Source organism: Bartonella sp. B39, assembly GCF_053795145.1.
Map to the genome: position 1 here is coordinate 797727 of NZ_CP200036.1, position 16447 is coordinate 814173.

At 38.2% G+C, this 16447-nt stretch carries 19 protein-coding genes and 1 tRNA gene; 15 read left to right on the top strand and 5 right to left on the bottom strand.

Features of this window, described 5'->3' with window-relative positions; genetic code table 11:
- Positions 1 to 6: 6 nt before the first annotated feature.
- A complete protein-coding gene (gene argC / locus V4P57_RS03570; RefSeq protein WP_455466773.1) occupies positions 7 to 942 on the bottom strand; it encodes an N-acetyl-gamma-glutamyl-phosphate reductase in 936 nt (311 codons plus the stop codon).
- Positions 943 to 1280: 338 nt separating this feature from the next.
- Here argC and glyA point away from each other — a divergent pair, with 338 nt between their 5' ends.
- From glyA to nusB, 6 genes are all read left to right on the top strand, one after another.
- The gene (gene glyA, locus V4P57_RS03575) at positions 1281 to 2594 is read left to right on the top strand and encodes a serine hydroxymethyltransferase (RefSeq protein ID WP_455466774.1); all 1314 of its coding nucleotides are present in this window, start codon (positions 1281 to 1283) and stop codon (positions 2592 to 2594) included.
- A gap of 12 nt (positions 2595 to 2606) precedes the next feature.
- Positions 2607 to 3095, top strand: coding sequence for a transcriptional regulator NrdR (gene nrdR / locus V4P57_RS03580; RefSeq protein ID WP_455466775.1), 489 nt, complete (start codon positions 2607 to 2609; stop codon positions 3093 to 3095).
- Complete coding sequence (ribD, locus tag V4P57_RS03585; protein ID WP_455466776.1) at positions 3088 to 4215, top strand: bifunctional diaminohydroxyphosphoribosylaminopyrimidine deaminase/5-amino-6-(5-phosphoribosylamino)uracil reductase RibD; 1128 nt, start codon at positions 3088 to 3090, stop codon at positions 4213 to 4215. Before nrdR ends, ribD begins: the two co-directional genes overlap by 8 nt.
- The gene (locus V4P57_RS03590) at positions 4197 to 4814 is read left to right on the top strand and encodes a riboflavin synthase (RefSeq protein ID WP_455466777.1); all 618 of its coding nucleotides are present in this window, start codon (positions 4197 to 4199) and stop codon (positions 4812 to 4814) included. The genes ribD and V4P57_RS03590 overlap by 19 nt, the downstream gene beginning before the upstream one ends.
- 81 nt (positions 4815 to 4895) lie before the next feature.
- On the top strand, positions 4896 to 5354 hold the full coding sequence (locus tag V4P57_RS03595) for a 6,7-dimethyl-8-ribityllumazine synthase (RefSeq protein ID WP_455466778.1): 459 nt from the start codon (positions 4896 to 4898) through the stop codon (positions 5352 to 5354).
- A gap of 2 nt (positions 5355 to 5356) precedes the next feature.
- Positions 5357 to 5827: a transcription antitermination factor NusB gene (gene nusB / locus V4P57_RS03600; protein WP_455466779.1), complete on the top strand. Its 471-nt coding sequence runs from the start codon at positions 5357 to 5359 to the stop codon at positions 5825 to 5827.
- Positions 5828 to 5911: 84 nt separating this feature from the next.
- Here the strand turns inward: nusB and V4P57_RS03605 are convergent, their stop codons facing one another.
- A complete protein-coding gene (locus tag V4P57_RS03605) occupies positions 5912 to 6391 on the bottom strand; it encodes an outer membrane protein assembly factor BamE (RefSeq protein WP_455466961.1) in 480 nt (159 codons plus the stop codon).
- Positions 6392 to 6608: 217 nt separating this feature from the next.
- Here V4P57_RS03605 and V4P57_RS03610 point away from each other — a divergent pair, with 217 nt between their 5' ends.
- The 5 genes from V4P57_RS03610 to V4P57_RS03630 all read left to right on the top strand — a co-directional run bounded on the left by V4P57_RS03610 (position 6609) and on the right by V4P57_RS03630 (position 10509).
- A complete protein-coding gene (locus V4P57_RS03610) occupies positions 6609 to 7166 on the top strand; it encodes a DUF177 domain-containing protein (protein ID WP_455466780.1) in 558 nt (185 codons plus the stop codon).
- Between the two features lie 159 nt (positions 7167 to 7325).
- Positions 7326 to 8408, top strand: a complete 1083-nt coding sequence (gene plsX, locus V4P57_RS03615) for a phosphate acyltransferase PlsX (protein WP_455466781.1) — start codon at positions 7326 to 7328, stop codon at positions 8406 to 8408.
- A 36-nt stretch (positions 8409 to 8444) separates the two neighbouring features.
- Positions 8445 to 9419, top strand: a complete 975-nt coding sequence (locus tag V4P57_RS03620; protein WP_455466782.1) for a beta-ketoacyl-ACP synthase III — start codon at positions 8445 to 8447, stop codon at positions 9417 to 9419.
- A gap of 76 nt (positions 9420 to 9495) precedes the next feature.
- A complete protein-coding gene (locus tag V4P57_RS03625; RefSeq protein WP_455466783.1) occupies positions 9496 to 9819 on the top strand; it encodes an integration host factor subunit alpha in 324 nt (107 codons plus the stop codon).
- 186 nt (positions 9820 to 10005) lie between these two features.
- Positions 10006 to 10509: a MerR family transcriptional regulator gene (locus tag V4P57_RS03630; RefSeq protein WP_455466784.1), complete on the top strand. Its 504-nt coding sequence runs from the start codon at positions 10006 to 10008 to the stop codon at positions 10507 to 10509.
- A gap of 47 nt (positions 10510 to 10556) precedes the next feature.
- Here V4P57_RS03630 and thrS read toward each other — a convergent pair whose 3' ends face one another.
- The 3 genes from thrS to V4P57_RS03645 all read right to left on the bottom strand — a co-directional run bounded on the left by thrS (position 10557) and on the right by V4P57_RS03645 (position 13437).
- Positions 10557 to 12533 (bottom strand): threonine--tRNA ligase, encoded by a 1977-nt coding sequence (thrS, locus tag V4P57_RS03635; protein ID WP_455466785.1) that lies wholly within the window; start codon positions 12531 to 12533, stop codon positions 10557 to 10559.
- A gap of 121 nt (positions 12534 to 12654) precedes the next feature.
- The gene (gene yidD, locus V4P57_RS03640) at positions 12655 to 13008 is read right to left on the bottom strand and encodes a membrane protein insertion efficiency factor YidD (protein WP_455466786.1); all 354 of its coding nucleotides are present in this window, start codon (positions 13006 to 13008) and stop codon (positions 12655 to 12657) included.
- Positions 13009 to 13437: an iron-sulfur cluster assembly scaffold protein gene (locus V4P57_RS03645; protein ID WP_455466787.1), complete on the bottom strand. Its 429-nt coding sequence runs from the start codon at positions 13435 to 13437 to the stop codon at positions 13009 to 13011.
- Between the two features lie 125 nt (positions 13438 to 13562).
- On the opposite strand from V4P57_RS03645, the gene folE reads away from it, so the two are divergent.
- The 4 genes from folE to V4P57_RS03665 all read left to right on the top strand — a co-directional run bounded on the left by folE (position 13563) and on the right by V4P57_RS03665 (position 16417).
- Positions 13563 to 14183 (top strand): GTP cyclohydrolase I FolE, encoded by a 621-nt coding sequence (folE, locus tag V4P57_RS03650; RefSeq protein ID WP_455466788.1) that lies wholly within the window; start codon positions 13563 to 13565, stop codon positions 14181 to 14183.
- A 141-nt stretch (positions 14184 to 14324) separates the two neighbouring features.
- Positions 14325 to 14409, top strand: a tRNA-Leu gene (locus V4P57_RS03655).
- Between the two features lie 192 nt (positions 14410 to 14601).
- Complete coding sequence (locus V4P57_RS03660; RefSeq protein WP_455466789.1) at positions 14602 to 15786, top strand: alpha/beta hydrolase; 1185 nt, start codon at positions 14602 to 14604, stop codon at positions 15784 to 15786.
- A gap of 136 nt (positions 15787 to 15922) precedes the next feature.
- Complete coding sequence (locus V4P57_RS03665; RefSeq protein ID WP_455466962.1) at positions 15923 to 16417, top strand: hypothetical protein; 495 nt, start codon at positions 15923 to 15925, stop codon at positions 16415 to 16417.
- Positions 16418 to 16447 lie beyond the last annotated feature (30 nt).

Below are 16447 nucleotides of genomic sequence, written 5' to 3' on the forward strand. Positions count from 1 at the left end.
GAAGTGTTAGAATCCTGAAAGCATTAAATCGAGATTTTGAATAGCAGCAGCAGCTGCACCTTTCCCTAAATTGTCTAATATGGCACAGAGGTTAAAAACACCTTCGCACTCATTGCCAAACACAAATAATTTCATTCGATCTGTACCTGCTAAGCATTCTGGATTGAGTTTGGTGAGTGCGTCAGTCTCTTCTTGTGAGGCAACTGATATGATATTTTGTCCACTATAATGGTTTTCAAGAATTTCGCGCAGATCAGAACAGTTCGCTGATTTTGTAAATAAGTGACGATGTAGAGGAATATTTACAATCATTCCTTGAGGAAAATGACCAACACTTGGTACGAAAATGGGTGTTTTGTTGATTTGTCCATAGATTTTAATTTCTGGCACATGTTTGTGTTTAAGATTGAGACCATAGATGAAATAATTTTCCCGAACATCATTTTGTTGAGATTGGTTTTCCATGTATGCAATTAATTGTTTACCTCCACCAGTATAGCCGGATATTGCGTTAATTGATATCGGATAATAAGCATCTAGCAGGCCTGCCTCACGGAGTGGTCGAATCAAGCTAATTGCACCGGTAGGATAACATCCGGGATTTGTCACGTAATGCGCGGCTTGGATACGTTTTTTTTGTCCTGCAGTCATTTCAGGAAAACCATAGACCCAATTTGGCGCAACACGGTGTGCTGTTGAGCTGTCAATAATTCTAATTTTTTTATTATCTTTAAGCCAGTTAACTGTTTCGCGTGCGACATCATCTGGAAGACATAAAATGGCAATGTCAGTTTGACTAAGACAGTCTCGCCGAATGTTAATGTCGTGTCGCTCTGTATGAGCAAGAGAGAGTAATTTAAAATCCGAACGTTCCGCTAGTCGTTTTTGTATTTGTAATCCGGTTGTTCCATGTTCACCATCAATAAAAACTTTCGTTGCCATCCTAGTTGCCTTGAATTAATTTTTTCTACCATATTCAGCTTCTTACACTATAAATTGCTTTAAATTATTACTAATTTAAATGATAGTCATTAAATTATTGAATTTCTTGAGATTATAGATTTTTTTTATAGAAATTATGGCAGATTAGGAGCGCATGAGGAAAAATGTCATCCCAATTTTACAGAATTTTGTGGGGCAAGAACTTTTGTTCATATGGCAAAGAAATAAGATAATTGTTTGCATCATTTTTGGATAAAAATGGTTTAAAATATTTGGTTTGCGCGGTTTGCTGTGTTATCGTTCAATTACTTTATTTTTTAATTTTAGGAATGTGTTTTATGACTCAACAGGAAGACAAGATACAAAAGCGCTTTTTTAATGATAAATTACAGACTGTTGATGTTGCAATTTTTGATGCAATCAGGGGTGAATTTGAGCGTCAGCAACATGAAATTGAGCTGATTGCGTCAGAGAATATTGTTTCAAGAGCAGTTCTTGAAGCACAGGGATCGGTTTTAACCAATAAATATGCGGAAGGTTATCCAAGGAAACGATACTATGGTGGTTGCCAATTTGTCGATGTTGTTGAAGACTTAGCAATTGAACGAGCAAAGCAGCTTTTTGGTGCTGCTTATGCAAATGTCCAGCCTAATTCTGGTAGCCAAATGAATCAAGCTGTCTTTTTAGCTTTACTCCAGCCTGGTGATACATTTATGGGACTGGACTTAAATGCTGGTGGTCATCTTACACATGGTTCATCAGTCAATATGTCAGGAAAATGGTTTGATGTTGTTTCTTATGGTGTGCGTCAAGATGATCAGATTCTTGATATGGAAGAAGTTGAACGCCTTGCAAAAGAACACAAACCAAAACTTATTATAGCAGGTGGTTCGTCTTATCCTCGTCTATGGGATTGGAAACGATTCCGTGAAATTGCAGATGAGATCGGTGCTTATTTTCTTGTTGATATGTCTCATATTGCTGGTTTAGTTGCTGGAGGTGTTCATCCTTCTCCTGTTCCGCATGCGCATATTGTAACGACTACAACGCATAAATCGCTGCGCGGTCCTCGTGGTGGTTTGATATTGACAAATGATGAGGCGTTAGCCAAAAAAATTAATTCAGCGATTTTCCCGGGTCTTCAAGGTGGCCCTTTAATGCATGTGATTGCGGCTAAGGCTGTTGCATTTGAGGAAGCTTTGCAACCTTCTTTCAAAAATTATAGCGCCAATGTTGTTGCTAATGCGAAAACTTTAGCAAAAACATTACAGAGTAATGGTTTTAATATTGTTTCTGGCGGTACAGACAATCATTTACTATTGGTTGATTTGCGTTCTAAAAATGTGACAGGAAAATGCGCAGAATTGGCTTTGGGACGAGCGCACATTACCTGTAATAAAAATGGTATTCCTTTTGATCCTGAAACACCCTCTATAACATCAGGAATTCGTTTGGGGTCACCTGCTGCGACAACACGTGGTTTTACGGAAAAAGAGTTTATTCAAGTTGGTGATCTGATTTCAGAAGTTCTTGATGGGCTTCGGGTAGCAAAAAATGATGAGGACAACAGTGCCGTTGAAATGGCTGTTAAGAGAAAGGTGGGAAATATAACAAATAAATTTCCTCTTTACTCTTATTTGAGCGCCTGTTAGGGATGCGAAAAGATGCGTTGTCCTTACTGCCAATACGAAGATACACAGGTTAAAGATTCGCGTCCTGCGGAAGAGGGGGCGGTCATTCGTCGACGGCGTGTGTGTTCCGTTTGCGGTGGCCGTTTTACAACTTTTGAGCGCGTTCAGCTGCGTGAGCTCTTAGTCTGTAAAAAAAGTGGACGATGTGAGCCATTTGATCGTGATAAGTTAATGCGTTCAGTTGATATAGCTGTGCGTAAACGCAATATTGATCCTGACTATATTGAACAAGCAATTTCTGGCATTGTACGTCAGCTCGAGAGTTTGGGAGAACCAGAAATTGCTTCGGAAAAAATTGGACATCTTGTGATGGAATCATTGAAAATTATTGATGATATTGCCTATATTCGTTTTGCTTCCGTCTATCGAGATTTTCGTAATGCAAGCGATTTTCATGATGTTATAGACGAGTTATCAAAGGGCATAACGGATACGGATACAGAATCTCGTTTTGATGAATAAAAAAGTGCAAGATGAGCGGTTTATGGCTGCGGCTATCCGTTTAGCAGAGCGTCATGTCGGTCTTACAGGTGAGAATCCTTCGGTCGGTACGTTAATTGTGCGAAACGATGATGGTGTAGGAACATCCATTGTGGGGTATGGTGTAACCGCCATCCATGGAAGACCTCATGCTGAGGTGCAAGCTTTACACATGGCGGGCTCCTTGGCTTGTGGTGCTACTGCTTATGTGACTTTAGAGCCTTGTTCACATTATGGAAAAACTTCGCCGTGTGTGAATGCACTCATTGATTCAGGTATTTCACGGGTTGTTATTGCTCTGACTGATTTAGATAAGCGGGTTGATGGTCGTGGTATTGCTCTTTTACGTACGGCTGGGATTGAAGTGGTTGAGGGGATTTTAGCTGAAGAGGCTTTTGAGGCGTTGTGCACACATTTGTGCATAAGGAAGCTGCAGCGATGTGCAGTCACTTTAAAAATGGCAATTTCTGCTGATAATGGTGTGGGGAAAAAGGGGCAGGGTGGAATAAAAATTAGTGGAATGATTTCTCACACTCATACTCATATTCTGCGTGCTCAAAATAATGCTATTCTCGTTGGTGTTGGCACTATATTAGCGGATGATCCGCAATTAAATTGTCGTTTGCCAGGGATGGAGACGCGTTCGCCTATACGTGTTATTTTGGATACAGATTTACGCATCCCGCTTGATGCAAAAGTTGTCCAAACAGCAACAAAAATTCCTACATGGGTGATTTGTGATACAAATTTTTTAAAGAAAAGCAAAAAAAGTTCGTTAGAACAGCTTGGTGTATCTGTGTATTCAGTAAAAATGGGTAATGGTTGCATGCAGCCTTTTGCTATTTTACAGCTGCTTTATCAATGTGGAATCAATAGCGTTTTACTTGAGGGAGGTGTAAAAACAGGGGAAGAATTTTTAAATGCTGGTTGTGTAGATCATTTGATATGCTTTTATGCACCCGTTATTTTAGGCGAAAATCGTATTGAGGCTCCTCATTTTGGAAATTACCTTTCGCAATTTCAAGAAGTTGAGACAAGAATGTTTGGAAATGACCGTTTTTGTAAATGGAGACGTAAGACATTATGTTCACAGGGATTATAACGGATATCGGTTGTGTTGAAGATGTTCAATCTTTAAAAAAAGGGGTGCGTTTAAATATTTCTACGCGTTATGCTATGGAGAGTCTAGAAATTGGTGCATCAATTGCTTGTTCAGGAATTTGTCTAACAATCGTTGAACGAGGATTAAAACAAGCAAATAGCAATTGGTTTGCTGTGGAAGCATGGGAAGAAGCATTGCGTTTGACTAATATTGCAGAGTGGAAAAAAGGGACCTGTATTAACTTAGAACGTTCTCTCCGTTTGGGTGATGAAATGGGCGGACATTTGGTTTCTGGCCATATTGATGGTTTGGCTGAGGTCATTGATCAGAAAAATGAAGGGGATGCGGTTCGTTTTTTTCTAAAAATTCCGACACAATTTACGCCTTTTATTGTAAGCAAGGGTTCTATTGCACTTAATGGGACATCTTTGACTGTTAATTGTGTTGAAGATTGTATTTTTGATGTCCTTATTATTCGCCATACACTTGAAATGACAACTTGGGGACAAACTAAAGTTGGAGATCATGTTAACTTAGAGATTGATCAGTTGGCTCGTTATGCTGCAAAGTTTTCTGGCTTTAAAATGATAGATGAGTAAGTTGAAAGCTTATTGTATTTTTCAGAATTTTGTACTCTATAATCCTATTTTTTGGGTTAATTTTTCTTACGGGATCCTGTTATGATAAAAGAGATACATAAAAAATCGCATGTATTGATTGTTGAAGCGCGTTTTTATAATGGGATTTCTGATGCGCTTCTTGCCGGTGCTGTGAGTACTTTGCAAAAAGCTGAAGCAAGCTATGATATTGTAACAGTGCCAGGAGCATTGGAAATACCATCTGCAATAGCTTTTGCCGAAAAGAAGAGTAAGGTCATTTATGATGGTTATGTAGCACTTGGGTGTGTCATGCGTGGTGAAACATATCATTTTGAAATTGTTGCCAATAATTCTTGTCGTGCATTGATGGATTTAACTGTCCATAAAAATTTGGCTATCGGAAATGGCATTTTGACCGTTGAAGATGAAAAGCAAGCATGGGCGCGCGCAAAACAGGATGAAAAAAATAAAGGTAGTTTTGCTGCTAAAGCTGCTTTATGTATGATCGCTCTCAAAGAAAGATTTGGAGATAATCATTAAATATGGCTGATATAAAAGGAATACATTCTCCGCGTTCAGCTAATAAACGTGGAGCGGCAAGACTTGCTGCAGTTCAAGCGCTCTATCAAATGGATATAGTTGGTTCTGGTGTGATGGAAACAGCGACTGAATATGAGACTTATCGTTTAGGAAAAAATATTGATGGAGATCAGTACCTTGATGCTGATTTTCAATGGTTTTTAGCTATTATCACTGGTGTTGTAAAAGATCAAAAACAGCTTGATCCTATGCTTCATCAACAGCTTTCTGCAGAGTGGTCGCTTTCACGTCTTGATTCTATACTACGTGCAATTTTGCGTGCAGGTTTATGGGAGTTGATTAACCGCCAAGATGTGCCTGTTGCTGTTGTTATGAATGAATATATGGACATAGCAAAAGCGTTTTTTGAAGGGGATGAACCAAAGCTCGTCAATGCAGTTCTTGACAGTATGGCAAAAAAAATCCGCCTCTAAGAGGACGGATGTAAATCCAACGCTATCAGGACTGATAATTATCAGTCCTGAGATTATCAAAATCGTATGCTGACTCTTAATAACCTAGTTATGTGTTGGTAAATTCGCAGGGCCTTTAATAATCTGGATCAAGAAAGGCTGTTCTTTTGTAGCGGTTGGAGTTGTTTGCGCAACAAAATCGAATATTTGTCCATTTTGTAGACCATAGTTAGCTATTTTAGTAACTTGATTATTTTTATTGAAATAAATCGCCAAAACCTTACGATCAATAATTTTCGCTTTCATAAACTGCATCCCACGATAGCGTTTTTGTGAGATATAATAGAAAACCTCATTATCATATTTCGTTTTTAGCGAGGGGGTTCCTAAACTTAAAATAACTTGCTCCTGGCTTGATCCAACAGAAACAGAATTAAGAGCACTTTTATCAAGGACATAACCCTCTTGATATATCTGGCTTGAACCTGAAGAATCAAGAATACTACAACCCGAAACCACTATCATGCTTGCTATTGACAGACCAACTAATAACTTATGCTTGATTAGGACCGCTATGTGGGACATTTGAAACAATGATATCTCCTATATTTAGACACACGAAAAAAAGGCAACCTCAAGTTTTTCGTCATTTTAGCTTAATCTGCCATAGCTTACATTGAGCTTCCCTGTTATAGAGTAAATTATGACACACAGAGTTCCTTTAGAAAAGAAAAAAATGAATGCAATGTACTTTGGCTAAATAAAATTACAGTATATTACACTCTATATTCGGGAGTCGTTAATGAATGTTCAAAATATTTCTCAAATGACATTTGCTTTGGTTTATCCAATATCAGTACGTTCTCTACCTGCTAAGGGTATAAATGTTTATATTTGTGCGAAACAGCGAGAATGTGCTCATTTAGCTAAGAATCACGATTTGGTTGAAGTAAAATTTTGTGAGGGAAAATTTCATATTTTCCCGTGGAAAAAACGCGGAGTACGTATAAAAGGTCTATTGCGGGCATGTATAATACAGTTATGTGTTGTCACATTAGAGCCACTGGAGAATATTCTCTGTGAAAATATTGATGTTGTTTTGGTCCCTGCAGACTCAAATTTGATAAAGCCAAAAATATCAGAGGATACAGGAGAATTGTTTTTAGATGCGGAGGGGCTAGATACGCCAGAAGTGTTTTATGGTGATAAAATTGATATCGGTGCAGTTATGGAAGAATTTTTTGAGTTGTCCATTAATCATTATCCGCGCAAAGAGGGGGCAAGAATACGTATGATTGAAAATTTAGAAGAATCTGAACAAAACTTATCGCCGTTTTCTGTTTTGAAAAGTTGGAAGTGATTATAAAAACATAAAAAAATTATCTATTGTATCGCATTATAAAAACAGTATTTTCTGTGGAGCTATTTTTTGCATGATGTGCTTTTGTGGTGGTTAAATAGCGAAAAGTCGTAATATGCGTTTAAAAAGCATAAATGAAAAGATGTGGGATATGCAAACGTGATTAGAATTTCTGTAGATGTAATGGGCGGTGATTATGGTCCAGAAGCGGCTATTGCAGGGGCAGCAATTGTGCAAAAAGCTTTGTCGAATATCTATTTTCTGTTTTATGGGGTAGAGGAGGTTGTTGTACCAGTTTTAAAAAAATACCCTTGTTTAGCGTCCGTGTCGCGTTTTTATCCTACAGAAAGTTATACGCGCATGGATGAAAAGCCAAGCCAAGCACTACGCAATGGACGTGGTAAATCATCAATGTGGTATGCAATTGAAGCGGTGAAAAATGGCGAAGCCGATGCTTGTATTTCTGCAGGCAACACCGGTGCACTCATGGCAATGTCTTATTTTTGTTTAAAAATGATGGAAGAGGCTGAACGTCCTGGAATTGCGGGTATTTGGCCAACACTTCGCAGTGAGAGTATCGTTTTAGATATTGGAGCAACAATTGGTGCATCTGCTAGTCAGTTGGTAGATTTGGCGGTTATGGGGGCGGGTATGTTTCGTGCGCTCTATCATACTGAAAAACCAAGTGTTGGGCTTTTAAATGTCGGTGTTGAAGAGGTTAAAGGCCTTTATGAAATTAAAAAGGCCGGAATGATATTGCGTGAAGTGCACTTAGAAGGATTAGAGTATAAGGGATTCGTTGAAGGTAATGACATTGGAAAGGGAACAGTAGATGTTGTTGTAACAGAAGGATTTTCTGGTAATATTGCTTTAAAAACAGCAGAAGGAACTGCACGCCAGATAGGGGAGATCTTAAACTCCGCTATGCGCAGTTCTTTTTTAACATCTCTTGGTTATTTTTTGTCGCGGGGCGCTTTTCGTACACTGAAACACAAAATGGATCCCGATAGAGTGAATGGTGGAGTGCTTTTGGGGTTGAATGGTGTTGTGATAAAAAGCCATGGGAGTGCTAATGCTAACGGTTTTGCTTCTGCTATCCGTGTTGGTTATGAGATGGTTAATAATGGACTTTTGAAAAAAATAGCTGCTGATTTACGGCGGTTTCATAAGGATAAAGAAACACTTTTTGATCAAGATGATGAAGCGACGGTGAATGGAGGGGATTATGATAAGCTTCTGTAATATAATTGAAAAATATGAAGAAAAGGTTAGGAACGAATGATTCGATCCGTCATGTGTGGTGTAGGAAGTGCTTTGCCAAAAAAAAGCTTATCGAATGGTGAGATTGCAAAATTTGTTGAAACATCCGATTCATGGATTGTTCAGCGTACAGGGATACACCAACGTTATATTGCCAATGAAAATGAAACAACTGTTTCTTTAGGGGTTGAAGCTGCACAAGCAGCACTTGCTAATGCTGGTCTAACAATAAAAGATATTGATTGTATTATTTTAGCAACCTCAACACCAAACCATACTTTTCCTGCTTCTGCTGTTGAGATTCAGCATGCTTTAGGAATGAGTCATGGATTTGCTTTTGATATTCAGGCTGTTTGCTCTGGTTTTATTTTTGCTTTAGCAACAGGAGATGCTTATTTACGCTGTGGAACAGCCAAAAGAATTTTAGTTATTGGATCTGACACATTTTCTCGAATTTTAGATTGGAAAGATCGCACTACATGTGTTTTATTTGGTGATGGTGCGGGAGCTGCTGTTTTGGAAGCACAAAAAAGCAAGAGTGATATTGCTTTTGATTGTGGTATATTGGCTACAAAATTGCGCTCTAACGGTGCGTATATGGATAAGCTGTATGTTGATGGTGGTCCTTCGACAACACAAACGACGGGCTATTTACGTATGGAAGGACGAGAAGTTTTTAAACATGCAGTTGGGATGATAACAGACGTGGTTGATGATTGTTTTTCGGCTGCAGGTATAGATTCCTCACAATTAAATTGGTTTGTGCCTCATCAAGCTAATAAACGTATTATTGAAGCATCAGCTAAAAGATTAGGAATTGCCATAGATAAAGTTGTGATTACTGTTGATCAACACGGTAATACATCTGCAGCATCGGTGCCGTTGGCTTTAACAAAGGCTGTTCACGATGGAAAAATTAAAAAAGGAGATCTCATTATGTTAGAAGCTATGGGAGGTGGATTTACATGGGGAGCAGTTCTTGTTCGTTGGTAGATTATAGTCGCTTGACCATATTTGAATAAAACGTATAAGTCATTTTGTAATTTTAAATTTTAAATAGGTGGTTATAATGGCAAGTAAAACAGTAACGCGTGCAGATTTAGCGAGCGTAGTTTGTAGAAGGGTGGGCTTGTCACACACTGAATCAGCCGCTTTGGTTGAATTGGTTTTGGATGAGATCTGCAATTCACTGGTGAGGGGTGAGGCAGTTAAACTCTCTTCCTTTGCATCTTTTCAAGTTCGCAATAAAAATGAGCGTGTTGGACGGAATCCAAAAACGGGTGTTGAAGCTCCTATCCCACCGCGGCGCGTAGTGACATTTAAGGCTGCAAATGTACTTAAACAAAAAATTTTAGATGCGCATCGTACAAGACAGAAAGATGGTATCACCTAGGTGAATGCTGTTACAATGTTTGGTATTTATTAAGAAAATACATAAGATTAGACTCTACATTTTGTTTTAAGCGAAAGGCTTTTGAGTTTAAGGTATGGTCCTATTTTTGACCAATATTGTTGAGAAATTGAGACTTGGTGAGTCGTTGTAGAATTATTCGTAGTGTTTTGGATAAGGTGTTGCAAGATGGATAAGAGCTCCGATGCTTTTCGCACAATTAGCGAAGTAGCCGAGTTATTGGAGATTCCGCAGCATGTTTTGAGATTCTGGGAAACACGTTTTCGACAGATAAAACCGATGAAACGTGGTGGAGGAAGACGCTATTATCGTCCGACTGATGTTGACTTGCTTAATGGTATTAAGCAACTATTATACGATCAGGGTTATACAATAAAAGGTGTACAGCGTCTTTTAAAGGAGAATGGTGTTGCTTTTGTTACTGCATTTGGTAGCGGTGATCTTGATGCTATGAATGTTGTAATAAGGAAAAAACAAGCAGGACAAACTTCTGAGTCTGGCAACAATAAACCTAAAAAGTCTTCTTTCGGGCTTTTGAATTTTATGAGGAATGAGGAAGAAACAGCTGTTGGTTCTGTGAACGTTCACAAAGACAAAACCGATAAAGCATTGTTGCAAGAAACACTGTTTGAACTCATTGAATGTAAGCGGGTGCTCGATAGAGCACGATAGCAGTAATTTTTTCTTCTTTATAGTCTCTTTTATCTTTTCACGTACTTTTAAGTATTTATTAAACGGCGCAAGTCTGGTGGTGTTGCCTTATCCGTTAGCTGTTTAATCGCTTCTTCTATAGACAAGGAGGTTTGATCTGCGCTTCCTAAGCGACGCATATTCACGCTATTTGTTTCAGATTCACGTCTACCGCATACCAAAATTACGGGAACTTTTTGTAAAGAGTGTTCACGTATTTTATAGTTAATTTTTTCATTACGAAGATCTAATGTTGCAGAAAGTCCAGCAGCTTTAAGTTTTGCTGTTATTTTTTTTGCATATTCATTTGCTTCGGATGTAATTGTTGCTACAATGACCTGCTCAGGTGCAAGCCAAAGTGGTATATGTCCAGCAAAATTTTCGATTAATATACCAAGAAAACGCTCCATTGATCCAAAAATAGCCCTATGAATCATAACCGGTTGACGTTTTTCTGAATCTTTATCAATATAAAACGCGCCAAAACGTTCTGGGAGATTGAAGTCTATTTGTGTTGTTCCACATTGCCATTCACGACCGATAGCGTCTTTCAATGTATATTCAAATTTTGGACCATAAAATGCACCTTCACCTGGAAGGATACTTGTTTTGATTTGTTCTGCAAATTTTGTCTCAATAGTCTTCAGAACGGATTTCATGATATTTTCCGCATGATCCCATAATGCGTCAGATCCGACTCGCTTTTCTGGACGTGTTGAAAGCTTAAGACTGATTTCTTTAAAACCAAAATCAGCATAAGTTGATAAGATTAAATCATTAATGTTGAGGCATTCATCCGCTAACTGCTCGTCTGTACAAAAGATATGGGCATCATCTTGTGTAAAGCTACGTACACGCATAAGACCATGTAGAGAACCTGAAGGTTCATAACGATGGACAAGACCAAACTCAGCAAGTCTAATAGGCAAGTCGCGGTAAGACTTTAAACCATGTTTAAAAATCTGCACATGACCAGGGCAATTCATTGGTTTAAGAGCATAAACGGTTTCATTATCCCAATCCTCAGCTGCTGGAATTACTTTGAACATATTCTCCTTATACCATCCCCAATGGCCAGATATTTCCCAAAGCGATCTATCGAGAACTTGCGGCGCATTAACTTCGGCATATTGATGATCATCAAGACGCCTACGCATATAGTTGATCAAATTTTGGAACATTTTCCAGCCTTTTTTGTGCCAAAATATCATTCCTGGTCCTTCTTCTTGGAAATGAAATAAATCCATTTCACGTCCCAAGCGGCGATGATCACGTTTTTCAGCTTCTTCTAGCATGTGTAGGTAAGCTTTTAAGTCATTTTCATTTGCAAACGCTGTGCCATAAATTCTCGTTAGCATTGGATTATTGGAATCACCACGCCAATAAGCTCCTGCAACTTTCATTAGTTTGAAGGCATTTCCAATTTGTCCAGTAGATTGCATGTGTGGTCCGCGGCAAAGATCAAACCAATCACCTTGATAGTAGATTTTTAACTCTTGATTTGCGGGGATACTATCGATAAGCTCTACCTTATAGTGTTCTCCTTTTTCAGAAAAAATCTCTCTCGCTTTTTCACGAGACCAAATCTCTTTTTTGAAAGGTTTATTGCGTTGGATAATTTCACGCATTTTTTTTTCAATAATGGTGAGATCATCCAATGTAAAAGGTTGTTGGCGTGCAAAATCGTAATAAAAACCATTCTCAATGACAGGACCAATAGTTACCTGTGTTTCAGGAAAGAGCTCTTGCACTGCTTCAGCTAGCACATGTGCACAATCATGACGTATGAGCTCAAGAGCACGCGGATCCTCTCGGGTAATAATTTCTATTTGACCAGATTGTTCTAATGGATCTGATAGGTCTCGTATGCTTCCGTTAAGGTTGTAGGCGACCGATTTTTTTGCAAGTGATTTAGAAATAGATTCTGCTAATTCCAAACCAGTCATTTCGGGGGGATAATCACGTTTTGAACCGTCAGAAAAAGAAAGAGAAACAGAGCAAGACATAAAACACCCCTTTGATCCAATTCCGCCAACGATTGCGGATGGTTTCGTGAAAACTGAGTAAAAATTAATTTAAAGCCTACAAACTGCCCCTTTTATCAATACGCATGAAAAAAGAAAAGAACTATTTATTACGTTTAGTAGGATTTTTCCAGTAACACCAAGGTTTATAAAAACAACAACTTTTTTCAAGAGAAGTAGGCACTGGATCGAATCCGTGTGTTCCAAATGGACCACAACGCATAATACGAAAAAGTCCCATCCACGCACCAGCCCACAGCCCATGGCGTGCAATCGCTTCATAAATATATTCCGAACAGGTCGGTGCGTGGCAACATTGATTCCCTATAAGGCTGGAAAGCGTTATTTGATAGAAACGTATCAAGAAAATGCCAAGCAATCGTCCAGGTGTTTTTCGCCAATGTCCCATATAATTTCGAGTTTGTCTGTTTTTTTGTCGGGATTGTGATTTGAGCATTTATTTTTCTTCAATTTGTTCAATACAATCTACAGTTGCATCAAATGGAAGCATTATTGACGCATGACGTGCTTTGTAGTCTTTAATGGGTTGCAAGCAAGAAAACGCTTGAAACGGAGCTTGAGGAGATGGACCATCTTTCGTTAACATATGATAGATAATTTCACGTAATATTTTAAGATTTTGTGTTGTTTTCCCTCTAATATGAGATGCCAAAAGTGAAGCCGAAGCCTGCCCTAGCATACATGCTTGCACTTCATGGGCAAAATCTATAACAACGTCATTTTCTATCTTTAGATCTACAGTGATCGTTGAACCGCAAAGACGTGCATGCTTTTTTGATGTTGCATCCGGATTATTAAGACGCCCAATGCTACTTATATGCGCGGCATATTCAAGTATTTTATCACTATAGACATTGTCAATCATGAGCACTTGCCTGAAATTTTGAAAGTTGTAATTGTTTAAGCTTTTAATTCGTTTATATAGAGATTATACAAGATGAAATAGATATATAGCAAATGTTTTGTATAGAGTGAGCTTGGAGTTTTTAAATGCATAATGTTGTTAAAGGAGGTCCGATAGATTCATTTTTATCTGGAAAAAAGCATCCTAGCTTTGAAGAGGTGGAAGCAGCGGTTCGTACATTGCTGTTATGGATGGGGGAAAATCCGAATCGAGAAGGGCTCGTGGACACTCCGAGGCGTGTGGTCAAAGCGTATAGCGAGCTTTTTATTGGTTATAGCAAATCGGTTGAAGAGATCTTAGATACGGTTTTTGAAGAGGTTTCAGGATATAATGAAGCTATAATGATAAAAAATATTCCTTTTTATTCACATTGTGAGCATCATATGATCCCGATTGTTGGTAAAGCTCATATCGGGTATCTTCCTGACACAAAGATTGTTGGACTTTCAAAAATTGCGCGTGTTGTAGAGATTTTTGCTCGTCGTTTACAAACACAAGAGGCTATGACAGCTCAAATAGCTGGCGCTTTGGAAGTACATCTGAAGCCTCGTGGTGTTGCGGTTTTGATTGAGGCTGAGCACATGTGCATGGTTATGAGAGGGATTCAAAAGCAAGGTGCTACAACAATTACAACGAATTTTAGTGGTTGTTATGAGAAAGATCAAGATATACAGGCTAACTTTATGAGGATGGTTCAAGGATTATAATTAAGGATTATAATTAAAGTGTACATTCTATCTAGCTATAAATCATTCAAGTAAAATAAATCGTAGGAAAGCGAAAATAGGCTTGTACCTCGCTTTATGATTTGTTAAAGCCAGAGACCAATATATTTTTCTTTACTACGTGCGGTCGTGGCGGAATTGGTAGACGCGCAGCGTTGAGGTCGCTGTGGGGCAACCCGTGGAAGTTCGAGTCTTCTCGACCGCACCATTTAAATTCTCTATAGTGGATATGGTTGTATTATATTTAAGGGGGGATGCTGTTTTGAGCATTGTCGCGGGAGGGGGCTTTGTGTATTATTTGTTTATATTCCTAGCAATGGTTTTATTTCAGAGGTTGTAGAATTTTTTTACCTTTATATTTGAAATTTTGATCTTTTTAATAGGGTTGGGTGGCATTATAGTGAGAAATACAGTGTTTTTAAACTATTTTACATTCTTTATTTGTGTTTTTTTATTAACGGCATGTAGCAAGTCGCGTGCTGTGCTCTGGCATGGGGTACATGCAACACCGTCTATGGTTGCAGTACAAAAGGAAGTTGAAGATAAACCGATTCTTCCAAAAACTGTTGTTCCGGTATATGTTGCAACAAGTCGTATGATGCAAAATAATTATTCTCAGCCTTATGGAGCAGAGCGATCAAATAAAGTGCACTATAATCGCGTCGACGTAGGAATTCCCCAACAACATCTGAAAGGTGTCGTTGAAATAAACGCTTATAAACCTACTCATGATAAGTATTTTGCAGCAGTGGCGTTACAAAAATACGATAACAAAGAACAGTTTAAGCAGCAATTGAATGCTGCTTTAGCAGAAAAAGAAAAAGGAAAAAGAGAAATTTTCCTTTTTATTCATGGCTATAATAACAATTTTGCAGATGGTACATTTCGTACAGCTCAGTTTACATACGATTATTCTTTGAATGTTGTTGCAGTACACTATTCTTGGCCATCTGCTGGATCGGTACCTCTTTATATTTATGATCGTGATAGCGCTAATTTTGCGCGTGATGGACTCATGGAGCTTTTGAAAATCATCAGTGAAACCAGTGCTGATCAGATTTCAGTTATTGCGCATTCTATGGGAAATTTTGTCATAATGGAGGCATTTAGAACTTTAGCATTACAGGGGAACTATAAACCTATTCGCCGTATTACAAGTTTCTTAATGGCAGCGCCAGATATTGATATTGATGTGTTTGAACGTCAACTTAATGATATTAAAAAATTACCTCAACCAACGGCTATTTTGGTATCTCGTGCAGATAAAGCGCTAGCTGTTTCAGGGCGTCTTACAGGTGGACATCATCGTGTAGGGGACGGATCAGATATTGAAATATTGCGCAAAAATGGAATAGCTGTCTTCGATTTTTCTAATGTTGATGGCGGAGCACATAATGTCTTTGCATCCTCACCAACGTTAATGGCTCTTTCTCGAGAAGGTTCTTTGGCTTCAACAATTATGCAAGGTACAGAATTGTCACCCAGTCAGGCGCTTCTTGCTGATAGTAGTAGTGTGTTGGAAAAAACAACCCATCTTATTCTTTATACACCTGTACGTTTTTTAACCCCTCTAGCTTCACATTAAGTGTGAGAAAGGTTGAAATTCTCTATTAAATATAAATGAATTGTAAATAATGTTTTTTAGCACTTTCTTTAGAATGGTTTTGTAAAATAGAAATAAATAGCGGGATGAATGTAAACAGTCATTAGGTGAGTTCATGATGGTTGCACGAAAACGCTATACCGATACGCCTGCATTAGTTGATTATTTATCTCATTCCGCAGTTAAGTTATTAGATATTCATACTATGCTTTTGAAGGCGAGAGAAGGTAATATGGGGGAAAAACCGAATTTATTGCGTCAAATTGATTCCACAAAAAAACAGCTGGATGAGATAAGTCATGCTCTTATTTTAGAATATCGTAAACGCCAAGAAAATGAGCGCTTTTTAAAACAAATTTTGGTATCGATTTCCGATCAACTTTTTTCACTTAATAATGGCTTCAAAGAAACTGGACGTCTTTTTTTTCAAGAAATTAGAATACTTCAGTCTCAGATGCAGTGTTTTTATGAGGGAAGAGAAAGACAACATTTATTGAATAGCCAAGAATTTTCTCATTCTCCATCAAAAATTGATGAAGTTATTAAACAGTTACAAAAAGCGCGAGAAAAGCTCATTGTTGAAAGCCCGCATCTCTTTGAAAAAGAATATTAAAGCCAAAAACAAAAGATTTTTTGAAAAATA

What these genes read in the sequence shown, in the direction of transcription:
- ribD (WP_455466776.1), top strand. Translation starts at nt 3,088, where the DNA reads ATGAATAAAAAAGTGCAAGATGAGCGGTTTATGGCTGCGGCTATCCGT.
- V4P57_RS03595 (WP_455466778.1), top strand. Translation starts at nt 4,896, where the DNA reads ATGATAAAAGAGATACATAAAAAATCGCATGTATTGATTGTTGAAGCG.
- V4P57_RS03590 (WP_455466777.1), top strand. Translation starts at nt 4,197, where the DNA reads ATGTTCACAGGGATTATAACGGATATCGGTTGTGTTGAAGATGTTCAA.
- V4P57_RS03625 (WP_455466783.1), top strand. Translation starts at nt 9,496, where the DNA reads ATGGCAAGTAAAACAGTAACGCGTGCAGATTTAGCGAGCGTAGTTTGT.
- nusB (WP_455466779.1), top strand. Translation starts at nt 5,357, where the DNA reads ATGGCTGATATAAAAGGAATACATTCTCCGCGTTCAGCTAATAAACGT.
- V4P57_RS03605 (WP_455466961.1), bottom strand. Translation starts at nt 6,391, where the DNA reads ATGTCCCACATAGCGGTCCTAATCAAGCATAAGTTATTAGTTGGTCTG.
- glyA (WP_455466774.1), top strand. Translation starts at nt 1,281, where the DNA reads ATGACTCAACAGGAAGACAAGATACAAAAGCGCTTTTTTAATGATAAA.
- thrS (WP_455466785.1), bottom strand. Translation starts at nt 12,533, where the DNA reads ATGTCTTGCTCTGTTTCTCTTTCTTTTTCTGACGGTTCAAAACGTGAT.
- folE (WP_455466788.1), top strand. Translation starts at nt 13,563, where the DNA reads ATGCATAATGTTGTTAAAGGAGGTCCGATAGATTCATTTTTATCTGGA.
- V4P57_RS03645 (WP_455466787.1), bottom strand. Translation starts at nt 13,437, where the DNA reads ATGATTGACAATGTCTATAGTGATAAAATACTTGAATATGCCGCGCAT.
- argC (WP_455466773.1), bottom strand. Translation starts at nt 942, where the DNA reads ATGGCAACGAAAGTTTTTATTGATGGTGAACATGGAACAACCGGATTA.
- yidD (WP_455466786.1), bottom strand. Translation starts at nt 13,008, where the DNA reads ATGCTCAAATCACAATCCCGACAAAAAAACAGACAAACTCGAAATTAT.
- nrdR (WP_455466775.1), top strand. Translation starts at nt 2,607, where the DNA reads ATGCGTTGTCCTTACTGCCAATACGAAGATACACAGGTTAAAGATTCG.
- V4P57_RS03665 (WP_455466962.1), top strand. Translation starts at nt 15,923, where the DNA reads ATGGTTGCACGAAAACGCTATACCGATACGCCTGCATTAGTTGATTAT.
- V4P57_RS03630 (WP_455466784.1), top strand. Translation starts at nt 10,006, where the DNA reads ATGGATAAGAGCTCCGATGCTTTTCGCACAATTAGCGAAGTAGCCGAG.
- V4P57_RS03620 (WP_455466782.1), top strand. Translation starts at nt 8,445, where the DNA reads ATGATTCGATCCGTCATGTGTGGTGTAGGAAGTGCTTTGCCAAAAAAA.
- V4P57_RS03610 (WP_455466780.1), top strand. Translation starts at nt 6,609, where the DNA reads ATGAATGTTCAAAATATTTCTCAAATGACATTTGCTTTGGTTTATCCA.